General features: G+C 67.1%; 14 protein-coding genes and 1 tRNA gene. 12 read left to right on the top strand and 3 right to left on the bottom strand.

All coding sequences use genetic code 11. From position 1 onward, the window contains the following. The first annotated feature begins 85 nt into the window (after positions 1–85). Complete coding sequence (locus tag ABD378_RS18600) at positions 86–1,222, top strand: UDP-N-acetylmuramate dehydrogenase (protein WP_344522037.1); 1,137 nt, start codon at positions 86–88, stop codon at positions 1,220–1,222. A 48-nt stretch (positions 1,223–1,270) separates the two neighbouring features. On the opposite strand, the gene ABD378_RS18595 is transcribed toward ABD378_RS18600, so the two are convergent. Further along, on the bottom strand, positions 1,271–1,903 hold the full coding sequence (locus ABD378_RS18595; protein ID WP_344522034.1) for an NAD(P)-dependent oxidoreductase: 633 nt from the start codon (positions 1,901–1,903) through the stop codon (positions 1,271–1,273). Between the two features lie 87 nt (positions 1,904–1,990). Between ABD378_RS18595 and ABD378_RS18590 the strand changes: the two genes are divergently transcribed. Then, a complete protein-coding gene (locus ABD378_RS18590; RefSeq protein WP_344522033.1) occupies positions 1,991–2,590 on the top strand; it encodes a TetR/AcrR family transcriptional regulator in 600 nt (199 codons plus the stop codon). Here ABD378_RS18590 and ABD378_RS18585 read toward each other — a convergent pair. Further along, entirely contained in the window at positions 2,580–3,599 is a 1,020-nt protein-coding gene (locus tag ABD378_RS18585) for an adenosine deaminase (RefSeq protein ID WP_344522032.1), read from the bottom strand. The two genes, ABD378_RS18590 and ABD378_RS18585, sit on opposite strands and share 11 nt — an antisense overlap. A 156-nt stretch (positions 3,600–3,755) precedes the next feature. Continuing rightward, complete coding sequence (locus ABD378_RS18580) at positions 3,756–4,982, bottom strand: pyridoxal phosphate-dependent aminotransferase (RefSeq protein ID WP_344522031.1); 1,227 nt, start codon at positions 4,980–4,982, stop codon at positions 3,756–3,758. 192 nt (positions 4,983–5,174) lie between these two features. Here ABD378_RS18580 and ABD378_RS18575 point away from each other — a divergent pair. The 10 genes from ABD378_RS18575 to rpoB all read left to right on the top strand — a co-directional run bounded on the left by ABD378_RS18575 (position 5,175) and on the right by rpoB (position 15,489). Beyond that, positions 5,175–5,247: transfer RNA gene (locus ABD378_RS18575), tRNA-Trp, on the top strand. A gap of 105 nt (positions 5,248–5,352) precedes the next feature. Further along, the gene (secE, locus tag ABD378_RS18570) at positions 5,353–5,640 is read left to right on the top strand and encodes a preprotein translocase subunit SecE (RefSeq protein ID WP_344522030.1); all 288 of its coding nucleotides are present in this window, start codon (positions 5,353–5,355) and stop codon (positions 5,638–5,640) included. Between the two features lie 89 nt (positions 5,641–5,729). Beyond that, positions 5,730–6,674, top strand: a complete 945-nt coding sequence (gene nusG, locus ABD378_RS18565) for a transcription termination/antitermination protein NusG (RefSeq protein WP_344522029.1) — start codon at positions 5,730–5,732, stop codon at positions 6,672–6,674. A 175-nt stretch (positions 6,675–6,849) separates the two neighbouring features. After that, entirely contained in the window at positions 6,850–7,284 is a 435-nt protein-coding gene (rplK, locus tag ABD378_RS18560; RefSeq protein WP_160506641.1) for a 50S ribosomal protein L11, read from the top strand. An 87-nt stretch (positions 7,285–7,371) separates the two neighbouring features. Next, positions 7,372–8,094, top strand: a complete 723-nt coding sequence (gene rplA, locus ABD378_RS18555; RefSeq protein ID WP_344522028.1) for a 50S ribosomal protein L1 — start codon at positions 7,372–7,374, stop codon at positions 8,092–8,094. A gap of 155 nt (positions 8,095–8,249) precedes the next feature. Beyond that, the gene (locus tag ABD378_RS18550) at positions 8,250–9,137 is read left to right on the top strand and encodes an SCO4651 family lipoprotein (protein WP_344522027.1); all 888 of its coding nucleotides are present in this window, start codon (positions 8,250–8,252) and stop codon (positions 9,135–9,137) included. 65 nt (positions 9,138–9,202) lie between these two features. Then, a complete protein-coding gene (locus ABD378_RS18545) occupies positions 9,203–10,144 on the top strand; it encodes an SCO4651 family lipoprotein (protein WP_344522026.1) in 942 nt (313 codons plus the stop codon). 276 nt (positions 10,145–10,420) lie between these two features. Beyond that, on the top strand, positions 10,421–10,951 hold the full coding sequence (gene rplJ, locus ABD378_RS18540; protein WP_249588339.1) for a 50S ribosomal protein L10: 531 nt from the start codon (positions 10,421–10,423) through the stop codon (positions 10,949–10,951). Positions 10,952–11,064: 113 nt separating this feature from the next. Further along, on the top strand, positions 11,065–11,445 hold the full coding sequence (gene rplL, locus ABD378_RS18535; protein WP_344522025.1) for a 50S ribosomal protein L7/L12: 381 nt from the start codon (positions 11,065–11,067) through the stop codon (positions 11,443–11,445). 558 nt (positions 11,446–12,003) lie between these two features. Then, entirely contained in the window at positions 12,004–15,489 is a 3,486-nt protein-coding gene (rpoB, locus tag ABD378_RS18530) for a DNA-directed RNA polymerase subunit beta (protein ID WP_344522024.1), read from the top strand. The last annotated feature ends 71 nt before the right edge of the window (positions 15,490–15,560 follow it).

The raw sequence follows: 15,560 nt of genomic DNA, 5'->3' as shown, positions 1-15,560 counted from the left end.
CCGCGCTGCTCCCGGGGCGGGCCACGGCCGGGAAGCCGACCGGCGCCGCACCGGCCGCGGCCGAGGAGCGCGTTCCGGCCGGCGTCTGAACCGGCTCCGCCCGTCTCGCACCCACGGTCCGTGGCCCCGCCCGAGCGGCGGGGCCACGGACCGTACCCTTGAGCACGTGCAGGAACTCCATGATGCCCCCCTCGCCCCGCTGACCACCTTCCGGCTCGGCGGTCCCGCGGCCCGTCTGATCACCGCGACGACCGACGCCGAGGTGATCGCCGCCGTCCGCGAAGCCGACGACTCCGGGACCCCGTTGCTGCTCATCGGCGGCGGTTCGAACCTGGTCATCGGAGACAAGGGCTTCGACGGCACCGCTCTGCGCATCGCCACGAAGGGCTTCGAACTCGACGGTACGAAGCTCGAGTTGGCGGCCGGTGAAGTGTGGACCGACGCCGTGGCCCGCGTCGTGGAGGCCGGTCTCGCGGGCATCGAGTGCCTCGCAGGGATCCCCGGCTCCGCGGGCGCGACGCCGATCCAGAACGTGGGGGCGTACGGCCAGGAGGTCTCGTCGACCATCACCGAAGTGATCGCGTACGACAGGAAGACCCACGAGACGGTCACCGTCGCGAACGCCGAGTGCGACTTCTCGTACCGCCACAGCCGCTTCAAGGCCGACCCCGACCGCTTCGTGGTGCTGCGGGTCCGCTTCGTGCTCGAGGACGCCCAGGGGATGAGCGCCCCCCTCAAGTACCCGGAGACGGCCCGCACGCTCGGCGTGAACGCGGGCGACCGGGTTCCGGCGGCCGTCGCCCGCGAGACCGTCCTGAAGCTGCGCGCGGGCAAGGGCATGGTGCTCGACCCCGAGGACCACGACAGCTGGTCGGCCGGATCCTTCTTCACCAACCCGATCCTCACCGAGGAGGAGTTCGCCGCCTTCCACGCGCGCGTGGTGGACCGTCTCGGCCCGGACGTGGCGCCCCCCGCCTTCCCGACGGACGACGGCCGTGTGAAGACCTCCGCCGCCTGGCTCATCGACAAGGCGGGCTTCACCAAGGGCTACGGAGAGGGCCGGGCCCGCATCTCCACCAAGCACACCCTCGCCCTCACCAACCGCGGCGGCGCGACCACGGAGGACCTGCTGGCCCTCGCCCGCGAGGTCGTCGCCGGAGTACGGAACGCCTTCGGGGTCACGCTGGTCAATGAGCCGGTGACGGTGGGCGTCAGCCTCTGAGAAATCAGGCGACCAGAGGACGACAGGCGGCTAGTAGATACCAGGCGGCTAGTAGGCGACGCCCACGCCCCGCTTCACCGTCGACAGGTCGTCGATCGCCGCCAGCATCGCGTGCGCCACATCGGCCCTCCCGATGAACCGCCCGCTGACCGGCGTGCCCCCGACGACCTTGCGGTAGACGCCCGTCGCCGGCTTGTCCTGCAGCCTCGGCGGGCGCACGGACGTCCAGTCCGTCGCGCTGCTCGCCAGCTCGGCCTCCATGGTCCGCAGGTCGTCGTACACGGGCTTGAAGATCTTGCCGACCAGGGATCCCACGATCCAGTCGACCGCAGGCAGGCGCTCGGCAGGAGGGCCGACCGGCGCCGCGCTCACCACCACCAGCCTGCGCACCCCCTCGGCTTCCATCGCGTGCACCACCGAGCGCGTGAGCGCGGCCGCGATCCCCGCGTCCGCCCTGCTGCGCGCCCCGAGCCCCGAGAGGACCGCGTCCCGCCCGGCCACCGCCGCCCGCAGCGCCTCCGGGTCGGCCAGGCCGGCCCGGAACACCTCCAGGCCCGCTCCCGCCGCACTCAGCCGTGAAGGGTCACGCACGACGGCCGTGACCTCGTGCCCCGCCGCGAGCGCCTGACGGACGATCTCCCCGCCGACACCGCCGGTCGCACCGAACACCGTGAGCCTCATTGCGCGCCCTCCCCAGGTGGGTAAGTATTCACTCACCCCTAGAGTGAGTATGCGCTCACCCCTTCGTCAAGCTTGGTTGGACGGCACATGCAGCAGAAGCCCACCCGGGCCCGCATCCTCGACGCGGCCCACGACCTCATGCTCACCATCGGCCTCGCACGTGCCACCACCAAGGAGATCGCCAAGGCGGCGGGCTGCTCCGAAGCGGCGCTCTACAAGCACTTCGCGAGCAAGGAGGAGCTGTTCGTCGGCGTCCTCCAGGAGCGGCTGCCCCGCCTCGGCCCGCTCCTGCACCGCCTCGCCGAGGACCCGGGGGAGCGCTCCGTGGAGGAGAACCTCGCCGAGATCGCCCGACTGGCCAGCCACTTCTACGCCCAGAGCTTCCCGATCGCCGCGTCCCTGTACGCCGAGACCAAGCTCAAGCGCCGCCACGCAGACTCCATGCAGGAGATGGGCACGGGCCCGCACATGCCCATCGAGGCCCTGGACGCCTACCTCAGAGCCGAACGCGACGCCGGCCGCATCGACCCCCGGGCCGACACCTTCGCGGCCGCCTCGCTCCTCCTGGGCGCCTGCGCCCAGCGCGCCTTCGCCTACGACTCCACGATCGGCAAGCAACCCCCGCAGCCCGTCGACGAGTTCGCCGCCGCCCTCGCCAGGACCCTCCTCGCGGGCATCAGCCGCTGAGCCACTCCTCGATCCCCGACAGCAGCTTCCGCTGTACGTCGACGGGGGCCGCCGAGCCGCGCACCGACTGCCGGGCGAGCTCGGCCAGGTCGCTGTCGTCGAAGGCGTGGTGCTTGCGCGCGATCTCGTACTGCGCCGCGAGCCGCGACCCGAAGAGCAGCGGGTCGTCGGCCCCGAGGGCCATCGGCACCCCGGCGTCGTACAAGGTCCGCAGCGGCACGTCCTCGGGCTTTTCGTAGACCCCGAGCGCCACGTTGGACGCCGGACAGACCTCGCAGGTCACGCCGCGCTCGGCGAGCCGCTTCAGGAGCCGCGGGTCCTCAGCGGCCCGCACCCCGTGCCCGATCCGCCCCGCGTGCAGATCGTCCAGGCAGTCCCGCACCGAGGCGGGCCCGCTGAGCTCACCGCCGTGCGGCGCCGCGAGCAGGCCGCCGTCGCGCGCGATGGCGAAGGCCCGGTCGAAGTCCCGTGCGAAGCCCCTGCGTTCGTCGTTGGAGAGCCCGAAGCCGACGATGCCGCGCTCGGCGTACCGCACCGCGAGCCGGGCCAGCGTGCGGGCGTCCAGAGGGTGCTTCATGCGGTTCGCGGCGACGAGCACGCGCATACCGAGGCCGGTGTCCCGCGAGGCGCTCTCAACGGCGTCCAGGATGATTTCCAGGGCCGGGATGAGCCCACCGAGCCGCGGCGCGTACGACGTCGGGTCGACCTGGATCTCCAGCCACCCCGACCCGTCCCGCAGATCCTCCTCCGCGGCCTCCCGCACCAGGCGCTGGATGTCCTCGGGCTCCCGCAGGCAGGACCGCGCCATGTCATAGAGCCGCTGGAAGCGGAACCACCCGCGCTCATCGGTCGCCCGCAGCTGCGGAGGCTCACCGCCGGTCAGCGCCGGGGGCAGCCGCACCCCGTACTTGTCGGCCAGCTCCAGCAGGGTCGTGGGCCGCATCGACCCGGTGAAGTGCAGATGCAGATGGGCCTTCGGCAGCTCTCTTACGTCACGTACACGCTCCATTCCAGGATCTTGCCGTACGTAGACGGAGTCCCGATAGCCACTTTCCCCTTCGTGCACATCCCCGAACGAAGAAACGGGCCGCCTCCCCGAGGTGGGGAGACGGCCCGCACGCGCGCGTGGGTCACCACATACCGAAAACGGGACGTGAGGTGACCGTCAGTCGCGGGCCTCGGCCAGCAGCTTCTGGAGCCGCGAGACGCCCTCGACGAGGTCCTCGTCACCCAGGGCGTACGAAAGGCGCAGGTAACCAGGCGTCCCGAAGGCCTCGCCCGGAACGACCGCGACCTCGGCCTCTTCCAGGATGAGCGCGGCGAGCTCCACGGAGTCCTGCGGGCGCTTACCGCGGATCTCCTTGCCGATGAGGCCCTTCACCGAGGGGTACGCGTAGAAGGCGCCCTCAGGCTCGGGGCAGAGCACGCCGTCGATGTCGTTCAGCATCCGCACGATGGTCTTGCGCCGCCGGTCGAAGGCCACGCGCATCTTCTCGACGGCGGTCAGATCGCCGGACACGGCCGCGATGGCCGCCACCTGCGCGACGTTGGAGACGTTCGACGTGGCGTGCGACTGAAGGTTCGTCGCGGCCTTCACCACGTCCTTCGGGCCGACGATCCACCCCACGCGCCAGCCGGTCATCGCGTACGTCTTGGCCACTCCGTTGACCACGATGCACTTGTCGCGCAGCTCGGGCAGGATCGCCGGGAGCGAGGTGAACTTCGCGTCTCCGTAGACGAGGTGTTCGTAGATCTCGTCGGTCATCACCCACAGACCGTGCTCGACGGCCCAGCGGCCGATCGCCTCGGCGTCGGCCTCGCTGTAGACGGCGCCCGTCGGGTTGGACGGTGACACGAAGAGGACGACCTTCGTCCGCTCCGTGCGCGCGGCCTCAAGCTGCTCCACCGAGACGCGGTAGCCCGTGGTCTCGTCGGCGACGACCTCGACCGGCACGCCGCCCGCGAGACGGATCGACTCCGGGTACGTCGTCCAGTAGGGAGCCGGGACGATGACCTCGTCGCCCGGGTCGAGGATCGCGGCGAACGCCTGGTAGATCGCCTGCTTGCCGCCGTTGGTCACCAGGATCTGCGAGGCGTCGACCTCGTAGCCGGAGTCGCGCAGCGTCTTCGCGGCGATCGCGGCCTTGAGCTCGGGCAGCCCGCCGGCCGGGGTGTAGCGGTGGTACTTCGGGTTCTTGCAGGCCTCGACGGCGGCTTCGACGATGTAGTCGGGCGTCGGGAAGTCGGGCTCACCCGCGCCGAACCCGATCACCGGCCGTCCGGCGGCCTTGAGGGCCTTCGCCTTGGCGTCGACGGCGAGGGTCGCGGACTCGGAGATCGCGCCGATGCGGGCGGAGACCCGGCGCTCGGTGGGAGAATTGGAGGCGCTCATCACCCCATCGTTCCAGACCCGAAACACCCCCGGCACACAGGTTTCGGTGTTTGCCGGGACCCCGCCGGAACTGATTCTGTTCGACGGAGGGCCGTGAAGCACGTACACTCACTGCTCGTTGGCCCTCAGCGGCCGCACCTTCCCATCGCACTCTGTGCACTCGGGTGGATGCGGTAGGTTGGGGGAAATCAAAGGGTCGTAGCTCAATTGGTAGAGCACTGGTCTCCAAAACCAGCGGTTGGGGGTTCAAGTCCCTCCGGCCCTGCTACACACTCCTCTCGGATGTGTGCGCATGTACGTACTGCATTGCACCGCCGTGCGGCTCATACCGGGCGCGGCACGGCCACGACCCGGAATCAGGTGAGGACGAGTGACGGACGCCGTGGGCTCCATCGACATGCCTGATGCCCAGGACGAGGCGCCGGAGTCCAAGAAGAAGGCCCGCAAGGGCGGCAAGCGCGGCAAGAAGGGCCCCTTCGGCCGTCTCGCGCTCTTCTACCGCCAGATCGTCGCGGAACTCCGCAAGGTCGTCTGGCCGACTCGCAGTCAGCTCACGACGTACACCTCCGTGGTGATTGTCTTCGTCGTCATCATGATCGGCCTCGTGACCGTGATTGACTATGGGTTCAACCAGGCCGTCAAGTACGTCTTCGGCTGAGCCGATGGCTGAGTCGAGAGCGAAGGGCGCCGTACCCGGCGCCCGTTTCGCGCGTTCCACCCCTCTGTATCCAGGAAGAAGCAGCCACCGTGTCTGACCCGAACCTGAACGACGCCGTTGAGCCGCGCGTGGATTCCGAGGAGTCCGTGGAGGACCAGCTCGACATCGTCGAGGCGGCGGATGCCGAGGACCCGGACCAGGCCGAGGCTGCTGACGCCGCCGCGGGCGTACCCGCCGAAGAGTCCGCCCTGCACGTCGAGAGCGACGTGGAGACCGCTGAGGACGCCGAGGCCGGCGAGATCAGCGAGGCCGACGACGAAGCCGCCGTCGAGTCCGACGAGGACGGCGAGACCGCCGCCGAGGACGAGACCGAAGAGGCCGCTGAGTCCGCAGAGGACGAGGAGGAGGCCGAGCCGGTCGACCCGATCGTGGCCCTGCGCGAAGAGCTCCGCACGCTCCCCGGTGAGTGGTACGTCATCCACACGTACGCCGGTTACGAGAACCGCGTGAAGACCAACCTCGAGCAGCGTGCAGTCTCGCTGAACGTCGAGGACTTCATCTTCCAGGCCGAGGTGCCGCAGGAAGAGGTCGCGCAGATCAAGAACGGCGAGCGCAAGACCGTCCGTCAGAACAAGCTCCCGGGATACGTCCTGGTGCGCATGGACCTGACGAACGAGTCCTGGGGCGTCGTCCGCAACACCCCCGGTGTCACCGGCTTCGTGGGCAACGCCTACGACCCGTACCCCCTGACCCTGGACGAGATCGTCAAGATGCTCGCTCCTGAGGCCGAGGAGAAGGCGGCCCGCGAGGCCGCCGAGGCCGAGGGCAAGCCGGCTCCGTCCCGCAAGGTCGAGGTCCAGGTTCTTGACTTCGAGGTCGGCGACTCGGTCACCGTCACCGACGGCCCGTTCGCGACGCTGCAGGCGACGATCAACGAGATCAACGCCGACTCGAAGAAGGTCAAGGGTCTCGTCGAGATCTTCGGCCGCGAGACCCCGGTCGAGCTCAGCTTCGACCAGATCCAGAAGAACTAGCCTCCGCGGCTTCCTCTGGAACATACGCCTCCGACCAGGTCAGACGGGCTCTCAAAGCCTGTCTGACCTGCTCGGTTTTTGGCCGCGCGACTATACCCGTTATCGTGGTGCGGTATGCCTCCATCCGGATGACTGGATGGTGGCTGGAAACTCTCACTAGGACCCGGAGAGAGCAATGCCTCCCAAGAAGAAGAAGGTCACGGGGCTTATCAAGCTCCAGATCCAGGCCGGCGCAGCCAACCCGGCCCCGCCGGTCGGCCCCGCGCTGGGCCAGCACGGCGTCAACATCATGGAGTTCTGCAAGGCCTACAACGCCGCGACCGAGTCGCAGCGTGGCTGGGTCATCCCGGTGGAGATCACGGTCTACGAAGACCGCTCCTTCACCTTCGTGACCAAGACTCCGCCGGCCGCCAAGATGATCCTCAAGGCCGCGGGTGTCGAGAAGGGCTCCGGCGAGCCGCACAAGACCAAGGTCGCCAAGATCACTGAGGCGCAGGTCCGCGAGATCGCCACCACCAAGATGGAAGACCTCAACGCCAACGACCTGGACGCCGCGTCGAAGATCATCGCCGGCACCGCCCGTTCCATGGGCATCACGGTCGAGGGCTAAGAGCTTTCCCCGTCTGACCTTTCTCAGTGGTAGGGCCAAGCGCTGGTCCGCACCACGACTCCACACCTGAAACCACCAGGAGCAGAAGTGAAGCGCAGCAAGACTCTCCGCGCTGCGGACGCCAAGATCGACCGGGACAAGCTCTACGCCCCGCTCGAGGCCGTCCGTCTCGCCAAGGAGACCTCCGCGACCAAGTTCGACGGCACCGTCGAGGTCGCCTTCCGCCTGGGTGTCGACCCGCGCAAGGCCGACCAGATGGTCCGTGGCACCGTGAACCTCCCGCACGGCACCGGCAAGACCGCCCGGGTCCTGGTCTTCGCGACCGGTGACCGTGCTGCGGCCGCGGAAGCCGCTGGGGCCGACATCGTCGGCGCCGACGAGCTCATCGACGAGGTCGCCAAGGGTCGCCTGGACTTCGACGCCGTCGTCGCCACTCCGGACCTCATGGGCAAGGTCGGCCGCCTCGGCCGCGTGCTCGGTCCGCGTGGTCTGATGCCGAACCCGAAGACCGGCACCGTGACCCCCGATGTCGTGAAGGCTGTCAACGACATCAAGGGCGGCAAGATCGAGTTCCGCGTCGACAAGCACTCGAACCTGCACTTCATCATCGGCAAGGTCTCCTTCGACGAGACCAAGCTGGTGGAGAACTACGCCGCGGCGCTGGAGGAGATCCTCCGTCTGAAGCCGTCGGCCGCCAAGGGTCGCTACATCAAGAAGGCCGCGCTGGCCACCACGATGGGCCCCGGCATTCCGCTGGACAGCAACCGCACCCGTAACCTCCTCACCGAGGAGGACCCGGCCGCCGTCTGAATCTGACGGCAGTCGCGTCGCGTACGCGTTTGTGACGACGGGCCCCGCAACCTTTCGAGGTGCGGGGCCCGTCCTCGTATGCGTGCATGTCCGCCAGGCTGTCGGGGGACTGCGCTAGCGTGCGGGATTCACACGAGTACAAGGGGTGGGATGTCATGAACAGCACGACCATGCGACGCGCGGGCCTGTCGATCGCGGTGGCCGCGGCGCTGACCGGGGTCGCGGCCTGTGGCTCCTCCGGCGGCGAAGGTGACGCGAAGGGCAAGAAGAAGGGCTCCGTGGCCCTCAGCCCGATAGCCGCCCTGCGCACCATCGAGGACAAGACAGACAACGCCGACTCGGCCAAGATCGACGGCAAGACGGTCATGGGCACCCAGATGTCGATGGACATGAAGGGCGTCATGGGCTGGAAGGACGGTGTGACCGGCGAGGTGACGGCGACCCTCACCGGCGGCACCGCGGCCGACCAGATGGAACAGCTCGGCCAGTCCACGATCGACTACCGCTACCTGCCCGACGCGTACTACGCCAACATGGGCGACAAGTTCGCGTCCCAGTCCGGCGGCAAGCACTGGATCGAGTACGACTACGCCACGCTGGCCGAGATGGGCGGCGCCGCGGGCGAGGCCTTCAAGGACCAGATGCAGAACACCACGCCCAACCAGTCGGTGAAGATGCTCCTCGCGTCCGGCGACGTGAAGCGCGTGGGCGAGGACAGCGTCCGGGGCACGAAGGCGACCCACTACTCGGGGACCGTCGACGTCGCGGACCTCACCGGCAAGAACGCGGACCTCGACGCCGAGCAGATGGCCGAGCTGAAGAAGCAGTTCAAGCAGGCCGGCATGAGCACCGAGACGATCGACATCTGGGTCAACGGCGACGACCTGCTGGTCAAGAAGACCGAGAAGGCCGACATGAAGACCGGCTCCTTCTCCCAGACCGTCTACTACAGCGATTACGGCACCCCGGTCTCTGCAGAGAAGCCCCCGGCCTCGGACACCATGAGCTTCAAGGACCTCATGAACCAGCAGCCGCAGGCCTGATCTCGACCGTCGGGTATTCTCGCCGGACCGAATTGTGTCGATCATGTGTTCCTAGGGGTGGGGTCATGACTGTAAAGAGAATGGCGGGCGCCGTGCTCGCCACCGCGCTGCTGTGTACCGGTGCGGTGGCCTGTGGAGGCTCCGACGACGACAAGAAGGCCAATGGGACGGGCTCGGGGGAGACCCAGTCCCGGTCGCAGGTGACCGAGGTCATCACGGCGGCGTACGAGAAGACCGCGAAGGCCAAGTCGGCCAAGGTCGAGATGACGATGACGGCGCCGAAGTCGATGGGCGGCGGCTCCGGTGACATGAAGATGTCCGGCGTCATGGGCTGGGACCCGACCGTCATGGATATGACGATGTCGGGCTCGGCGCTCACGGACGGCGACCCGGAGGCTCCGGAGAAGATCCGGATGCTCTGGCTCGACAACGTGATGTACATGGACATGGGGGCTGTCGCCGCCAAGGACATGGACGGCAAACAGTGGGTCAAGATGGACTTGAACACCATCGCGGAGCAGGTCGGTGACGAGAAGGCCGCCAAGCAGCTGACCGGCGGCCTGGACAGCATGAACCAGGACCCGGCGCAGCAGCTCGCGATGCTCCTGGACTCGCCCAACCTGAAGCACGCCGGTCCGGCCAAGGTCGACGGCGTTCAGACCCAGCGCTACAAGGGCCGGCTCTCCGTCAAGGAAATGATGGAGTCCAACAAGGGCCTCGACGAGATGCTCGGCAAGAGCGAGCGCGAGGAGCTGCTCAAGAGCATCGAGAAGTCGGGGATCAAGGGGTACGACACCGAGGTCTGGGTCAACGAGGACGACTACCCCGTCCGCATGGACATCGACATCAAGTCCCCCGAGGGCACGATGAAGACGTCCCAGAAGTTCACCGAGTACGGCGCGGCCGCCAAGGTGACGCCGCCGCCGGCCGGCAAGACCTTCGACCTGATGGACATGTTCAAGGAGCTGGAAGGTCTCGGGAAGCCGGACGCCGACAGCGGCGTCTGACAGCGGCTCTCAGCCGATTTGCTTGACGCGAACCCGTTCGCGTACTCTTCCACAGAAGCCAAAGACCGCTGGTCGTTGCCGTGTGCTCGCAAGAGTGTGCGGTGGCCGAAGGATCCGCTGAAATTGCGGACGACCCGCGTAGGTGACTGTGGAAGTGAGTGCTCCCGGACGGGATTCCGTCAGGTCGAGCTCATGCCCCGGCGCCTGCGCCGGGGCGTTTTGTTTTGTCAGCCCCTTTTGAGCGGTCCTCATCACCCGGAAGGAGGCCGACGCTCTATGCCGACGCCCGACAAGGCTGCCGCGGTAGCCGAGCTCACGGACAAGTTCCGCAGCTCGAACGCCGCCGTGCTGACCGAGTACCGGGGTCTCACCGTGGCCCAGCTCAAGCAGCTGCGCCGTTCCCTCGGTGAGAACTCCGAGTACGCCGTGGTGAAGAACACGCTGACCAAGATCGCGGCCAACGAGGCCGGGATCAACCAGCTCGACGACCTGTTCTCGGGTCCGACCGCTGTTGCCTTCGTCACCGGTGACCCGGTGGTGTCGGCGAAGGGTCTTCGTGACTTCGCCAAGGACAACCCCAACCTCATCATCAAGGGCGGTGTCCTTGACGGTAAGGCGCTGTCCGCCGATGAGATCAAGAAGCTCGCGGACCTCGAGTCCCGCGAGGTTCTGCTCGCCAAGCTGGCCGGCGCGCTGAAGGGCAAGCAGACGCAGACTGCGCAGCTCTTCCAGGCTCTGCCGTCGAAGTTCGTCCGCACCGCGGAAGCACTTCGTGCCAAGAAGGCCGAGCAGGGCGGTGCCGAGTAATTCGGCTCGCGCATTGATCGTTGCCCGCTAGGGCGACGGTCGCAGCGGGCCAAACGTACGCCCGCCTTCATGTACACCCGGCACCAGCCGAAATAGTGGAAGGATCGCCCATCATGGCGAAGCTCAGCCAGGAAGACCTGCTTGCTCAGTTCGAGGAGCTCACCCTCATCGAGCTCTCCGAGTTCGTGAAGGCCTTCGAGGAGAAGTTCGACGTCACCGCCGCCGCCGCGGTCGCCGCTGCCCCGGCCGGCCCGGGCGCCGTTGCCGAGGCCGTCGAGGAGCAGGACGAGTTCGACGTCGTCCTCACCGGCGCCGGCGAGAAGAAGATCCAGGTCATCAAGGTCGTGCGTGAGCTCACCTCGCTCGGCCTGAAGGAGGCCAAGGACCTCGTCGACGGCACCCCGAAGCCGGTCCTCGAGAAGGTCGCCAAGGAGGCCGCCGAGAAGGCTGCCGAGTCCCTCAAGGCTGCCGGCGCCTCCGTCGAGGTCAAGTAACCTCGCGAGTCGTCTGACTCCTTTTGAGCGTCGCTCAGGCGACGCCTGCCAAGGGCGATCACCCATCTGGGTGGTCGCCCTTCGGCGTTCTCCGGCGCACCCCGACGGCTGCCTTGCGTAGCTTGCCGCGACGAGTATGGTGATCTTCGTCGTGCCTCGGAACGGCCGTGACGGTGACGATCGAGAGCCAAGTCGGGGCAGGGGGGCCTTGACGAACTGCACGCAGCGCGCAATTCTCAGGACGCGTCGTCACAACGATCCGGATCCGAGGCATGGATCGGCGGCGAAGAGGGCAGTATCGATGTGCATCGAGGGCGTGGCTTGCAGCAGGGGTTGAGAACAACGAGGGTCTTCAAAAACCCGCACTGGACATCAGTGGGCCTAGTGGCTACACTGACCCTTTGCGCTGCCTGTTAGCTGCCTCCTGCCCGTCACCAGGGGCATGCCCATGCTTGAGCACTGTGGATCGAAACTCCCCTGACCGGGGAATTCTGCCTCTGTGTCCAGCCTGGGACCGGTACGCGCGTAGTGAGTCCGAGCCCTCGGAAGGACCCCCTCTTGGCCGCCTCGCGCACTGCCTCGACCGCGAATACGAACAACGGCGCCAGCACCGCCCCGCTGCGCATTTCCTTTGCAAAGATCAAGGAGCCCCTCGAGGTTCCGAACCTTCTTGCGCTGCAGACCGAGAGCTTTGACTGGCTGCTCGGCAATGAAGCGTGGAAGGCTCGTGTCGAGGCGGCTCTGGACAGCGGACAGGACGTCCCCACCAAGTCCGGTCTGGAAGAGATCTTCGAGGAGATCTCTCCGATCGAGGACTTCTCTGGGTCGATGTCCTTGACGTTCCGCGACCACCGTTTTGAGCCTCCGAAGAACTCCATCGACGAGTGCAAGGAGCGCGACTTCACGTTCGCCGCCCCGCTCTTCGTCACTGCCGAGTTCACCAACAACGAGACCGGCGAGATCAAGTCCCAGACGGTCTTCATGGGCGATTTCCCGCTCATGACGAACAAGGGCACCTTCGTCATCAACGGCACCGAGCGTGTCGTCGTGTCGCAGCTGGTCCGTTCGCCGGGTGTCTACTTCGATTCCTCGATCGACAAGACGTCCGACAAGGACATCTTCTCCGCCAAGATCATCCCGTCCCGGGGTGCCTGGCTGGAGATGGAGATCGACAAGCGCGACATGGTCGGTGTGCGCATCGACCGCAAGCGCAAGCAGTCGGTCACCGTTCTGCTCAAGGCTCTCGGTTGGACGACCGAGCAGATCCTTGAGGAGTTCGGCGAGTACGAGTCCATGCGCGCCACCCTGGAGAAGGACCACACCCAGGGCCAGGACGACGCGCTGCTCGACATCTACCGCAAGCTCCGTCCGGGCGAGCCGCCGACGCGCGAGGCTGCTCAGACGCTGCTTGAGAACCTCTACTTCAACCCCAAGCGCTACGACCTCGCGAAGGTCGGCCGCTACAAGGTCAACAAGAAGCTGGGTGCGGACGCTCCGCTCGACGCGGGCATCCTCACGGTCGAGGACATCATCGCCTCGATCAAGTACCTGGTGAAGCTGCACGCCGGTGAGACCGAGACCGTTGGTGACAGCGGTACGTCGATCGTCGTCGAGACCGACGACATCGACCACTTCGGCAACCGTCGTCTGCGCAACGTCGGCGAGCTCATCCAGAACCAGGTCCGCACGGGTCTGGCTCGTATGGAGCGCGTCGTGCGTGAGCGCATGACGACCCAGGACGTCGAGGCGATCACGCCGCAGACCCTGATCAACATCCGGCCGGTCGTCGCCTCCATCAAGGAGTTCTTCGGCACCAGCCAGCTGTCGCAGTTCATGGACCAGAACAACCCGCTGTCGGGTCTCACCCACAAGCGCCGTCTTTCGGCGCTTGGCCCGGGTGGTCTCTCCCGTGAGCGGGCCGGCTTCGAGGTCCGTGACGTGCACCCGTCTCACTACGGCCGTATGTGCCCGATTGAGACTCCTGAAGGCCCGAACATCGGTCTGATCGGTTCGCTCGCCTCGTACGGCCGCGTCAACGCGTTCGGCTTCGTCGAGACGCCGTACCGCAAGGTCGTCGAGGGCGTCGTCACCGACGACGTCGACTACCTCACGGCCGACGAAGAGGACCGCTTCGTTATCGCCCAGGCCAACGCCGTGCTGGGTGAGGACATGCGCTTCACCGAGTCGCGCGTCCTGGTCCGCCGTCGTGGCGGCGAGATCGACTACATCCCCGGCGACGACGTCGACTACATGGACGTCTCGCCGCGCCAGATGGTGTCGGTCGCGACCGCGATGATCCCGTTCCTCGAGCACGACGACGCCAACCGTGCCCTCATGGGCGCGAACATGATGCGTCAGGCCGTGCCGCTGATCACCGCCGAGGCTCCCCTCGTCGGCACCGGCATGGAGTACCGCTGTGCGGTCGACGCCGGTGACGTGATCAAGGCCGAGAAGGCGGGTGTGGTCCAGGAGGTTTCCGCGGACTACGTCACGGTCACGAACGACGACGGCACGTACACCACGTACCGCATCGCCAAGTTCTCCCGGTCGAACCAGGGCACCTCGGTCAACCAGAAGGTTGTCGTCGACGAGGGCGCCCGCGTGATCGAGGGCCAGGTTCTGGCCGACGGTCCCGCGACCGAAGAGGGCGAGATGGCCCTCGGCAAGAACCTGCTCGTCGCGTTCATGCCCTGGGAAGGTCACAACTACGAGGACGCGATCATCCTGTCGCAGCGCCTCGTGCAGGACGACGTCCTCTCCTCGATCCACATCGAGGAGCACGAGGTCGACGCCCGTGACACCAAGCTGGGCCCGGAGGAGATCACCCGGGACATCCCGAACGTCTCCGAAGAGGTCCTCGCCGACCTCGACGAGCGCGGCATCATCCGTATCGGTGCCGAGGTCGTCGCCGGCGACATCCTCGTCGGCAAGGTCACGCCCAAGGGTGAGACCGAGCTGACCCCCGAGGAGCGCCTGCTCCGCGCGATCTTCGGTGAGAAGGCGCGCGAGGTGCGCGACACCTCGCTGAAGGTGCCGCACGGTGAGATCGGCAAGGTCATCGGCGTACGCGTCTTCGACCGTGAAGAGGGCGACGAGCTGCCGCCGGGCGTGAACCAGCTGGTTCGTGTCTACGTGGCGCAGAAGCGCAAGATCACGGACGGCGACAAGCTGGCCGGTCGTCACGGAAACAAGGGCGTCATCTCCAAGATCCTTCCGATCGAGGACATGCCCTTCCTTGAGGACGGCACGCCCGTCGACATCATCCTCAACCCGCTGGGTGTCCCGTCCCGAATGAACCCGGGTCAGGTCCTGGAGATCCACCTCGGCTGGCTCGCCAGCCAGGGCTGGGACGTCTCCGGTCTCAGCGAGGAGTGGGCGCAGAGCCTGCAGCGCATCGGCGCCGACCAGGTCGCCCCGCGGACGAACGTCGCGACTCCGGTCTTCGACGGCGCCCGCGAGGACGAGCTGACCGGCCTCCTCGAGCACACCGTCCCGAACCGCGACGGCGACCGCATGGTCATGCCGTCCGGCAAGGCGCGGCTGTTCGACGGACGCTCCGGCGAGCCGTTCCCGGACCCGATCTCGATCGGGTACATGTACATCCTCAAGCTGCACCACCTGGTCGACGACAAGCTCCACGCTCGCTCGACCGGTCCGTACTCCATGATCACCCAGCAGCCGCTGGGTGGTAAGGCTCAGTTCGGTGGCCAGCGCTTCGGTGAGATGGAGGTGTGGGCGCTTGAGGCTTATGGCGCCGCTTACGCCCTCCAGGAGCTGCTGACGATCAAGTCCGACGACGTGACCGGCCGCGTGAAGGTCTACGAGGCCATCGTCAAGGGCGAGAACATTCCCGAGCCCGGCATTCCCGAGTCCTTCAAGGTGCTCATCAAGGAAATGCAGTCGCTCTGTCTCAACGTGGAGGTGCTGTCCTCGGACGGCATGTCCATCGAGATGCGCGATACCGACGAGGACGTCTTCCGCGCGGCGGAGGAGCTCGGTATCGACCTGTCCCGGCGCGAGCCGAGCAGCGTCGAAGAGGTCTGACGGGTTGGCCGGCCGGATCTCGTATCCGGCCGGCTCTCCCCGGACCCGTTCAGACCATGATTGAGACACGA

This window comes from Streptomyces rectiviolaceus (assembly GCF_039533825.1).
Lineage (GTDB): Bacteria > Actinomycetota > Actinomycetes > Streptomycetales > Streptomycetaceae > Streptomyces > Streptomyces rectiviolaceus.
The sequence above is the reverse complement of the archived record's forward strand: the minus strand, read 5'-3'. Positions and strand labels throughout refer to the sequence as shown.

What these genes read in the sequence shown, in the direction of transcription:
- ABD378_RS18595 (WP_344522034.1), bottom strand. Translation starts at nt 1,903, where the DNA reads ATGAGGCTCACGGTGTTCGGTGCGACCGGCGGTGTCGGCGGGGAGATC.
- ABD378_RS18590 (WP_344522033.1), top strand. Translation starts at nt 1,991, where the DNA reads ATGCAGCAGAAGCCCACCCGGGCCCGCATCCTCGACGCGGCCCACGAC.
- ABD378_RS18585 (WP_344522032.1), bottom strand. Translation starts at nt 3,599, where the DNA reads ATGGAGCGTGTACGTGACGTAAGAGAGCTGCCGAAGGCCCATCTGCAT.
- ABD378_RS18580 (WP_344522031.1), bottom strand. Translation starts at nt 4,982, where the DNA reads ATGAGCGCCTCCAATTCTCCCACCGAGCGCCGGGTCTCCGCCCGCATC.
- rplK (WP_160506641.1), top strand. Translation starts at nt 6,850, where the DNA reads ATGCCTCCCAAGAAGAAGAAGGTCACGGGGCTTATCAAGCTCCAGATC.
- ABD378_RS18550 (WP_344522027.1), top strand. Translation starts at nt 8,250, where the DNA reads ATGAACAGCACGACCATGCGACGCGCGGGCCTGTCGATCGCGGTGGCC.
- ABD378_RS18545 (WP_344522026.1), top strand. Translation starts at nt 9,203, where the DNA reads ATGACTGTAAAGAGAATGGCGGGCGCCGTGCTCGCCACCGCGCTGCTG.
- rplJ (WP_249588339.1), top strand. Translation starts at nt 10,421, where the DNA reads ATGCCGACGCCCGACAAGGCTGCCGCGGTAGCCGAGCTCACGGACAAG.
- rplL (WP_344522025.1), top strand. Translation starts at nt 11,065, where the DNA reads ATGGCGAAGCTCAGCCAGGAAGACCTGCTTGCTCAGTTCGAGGAGCTC.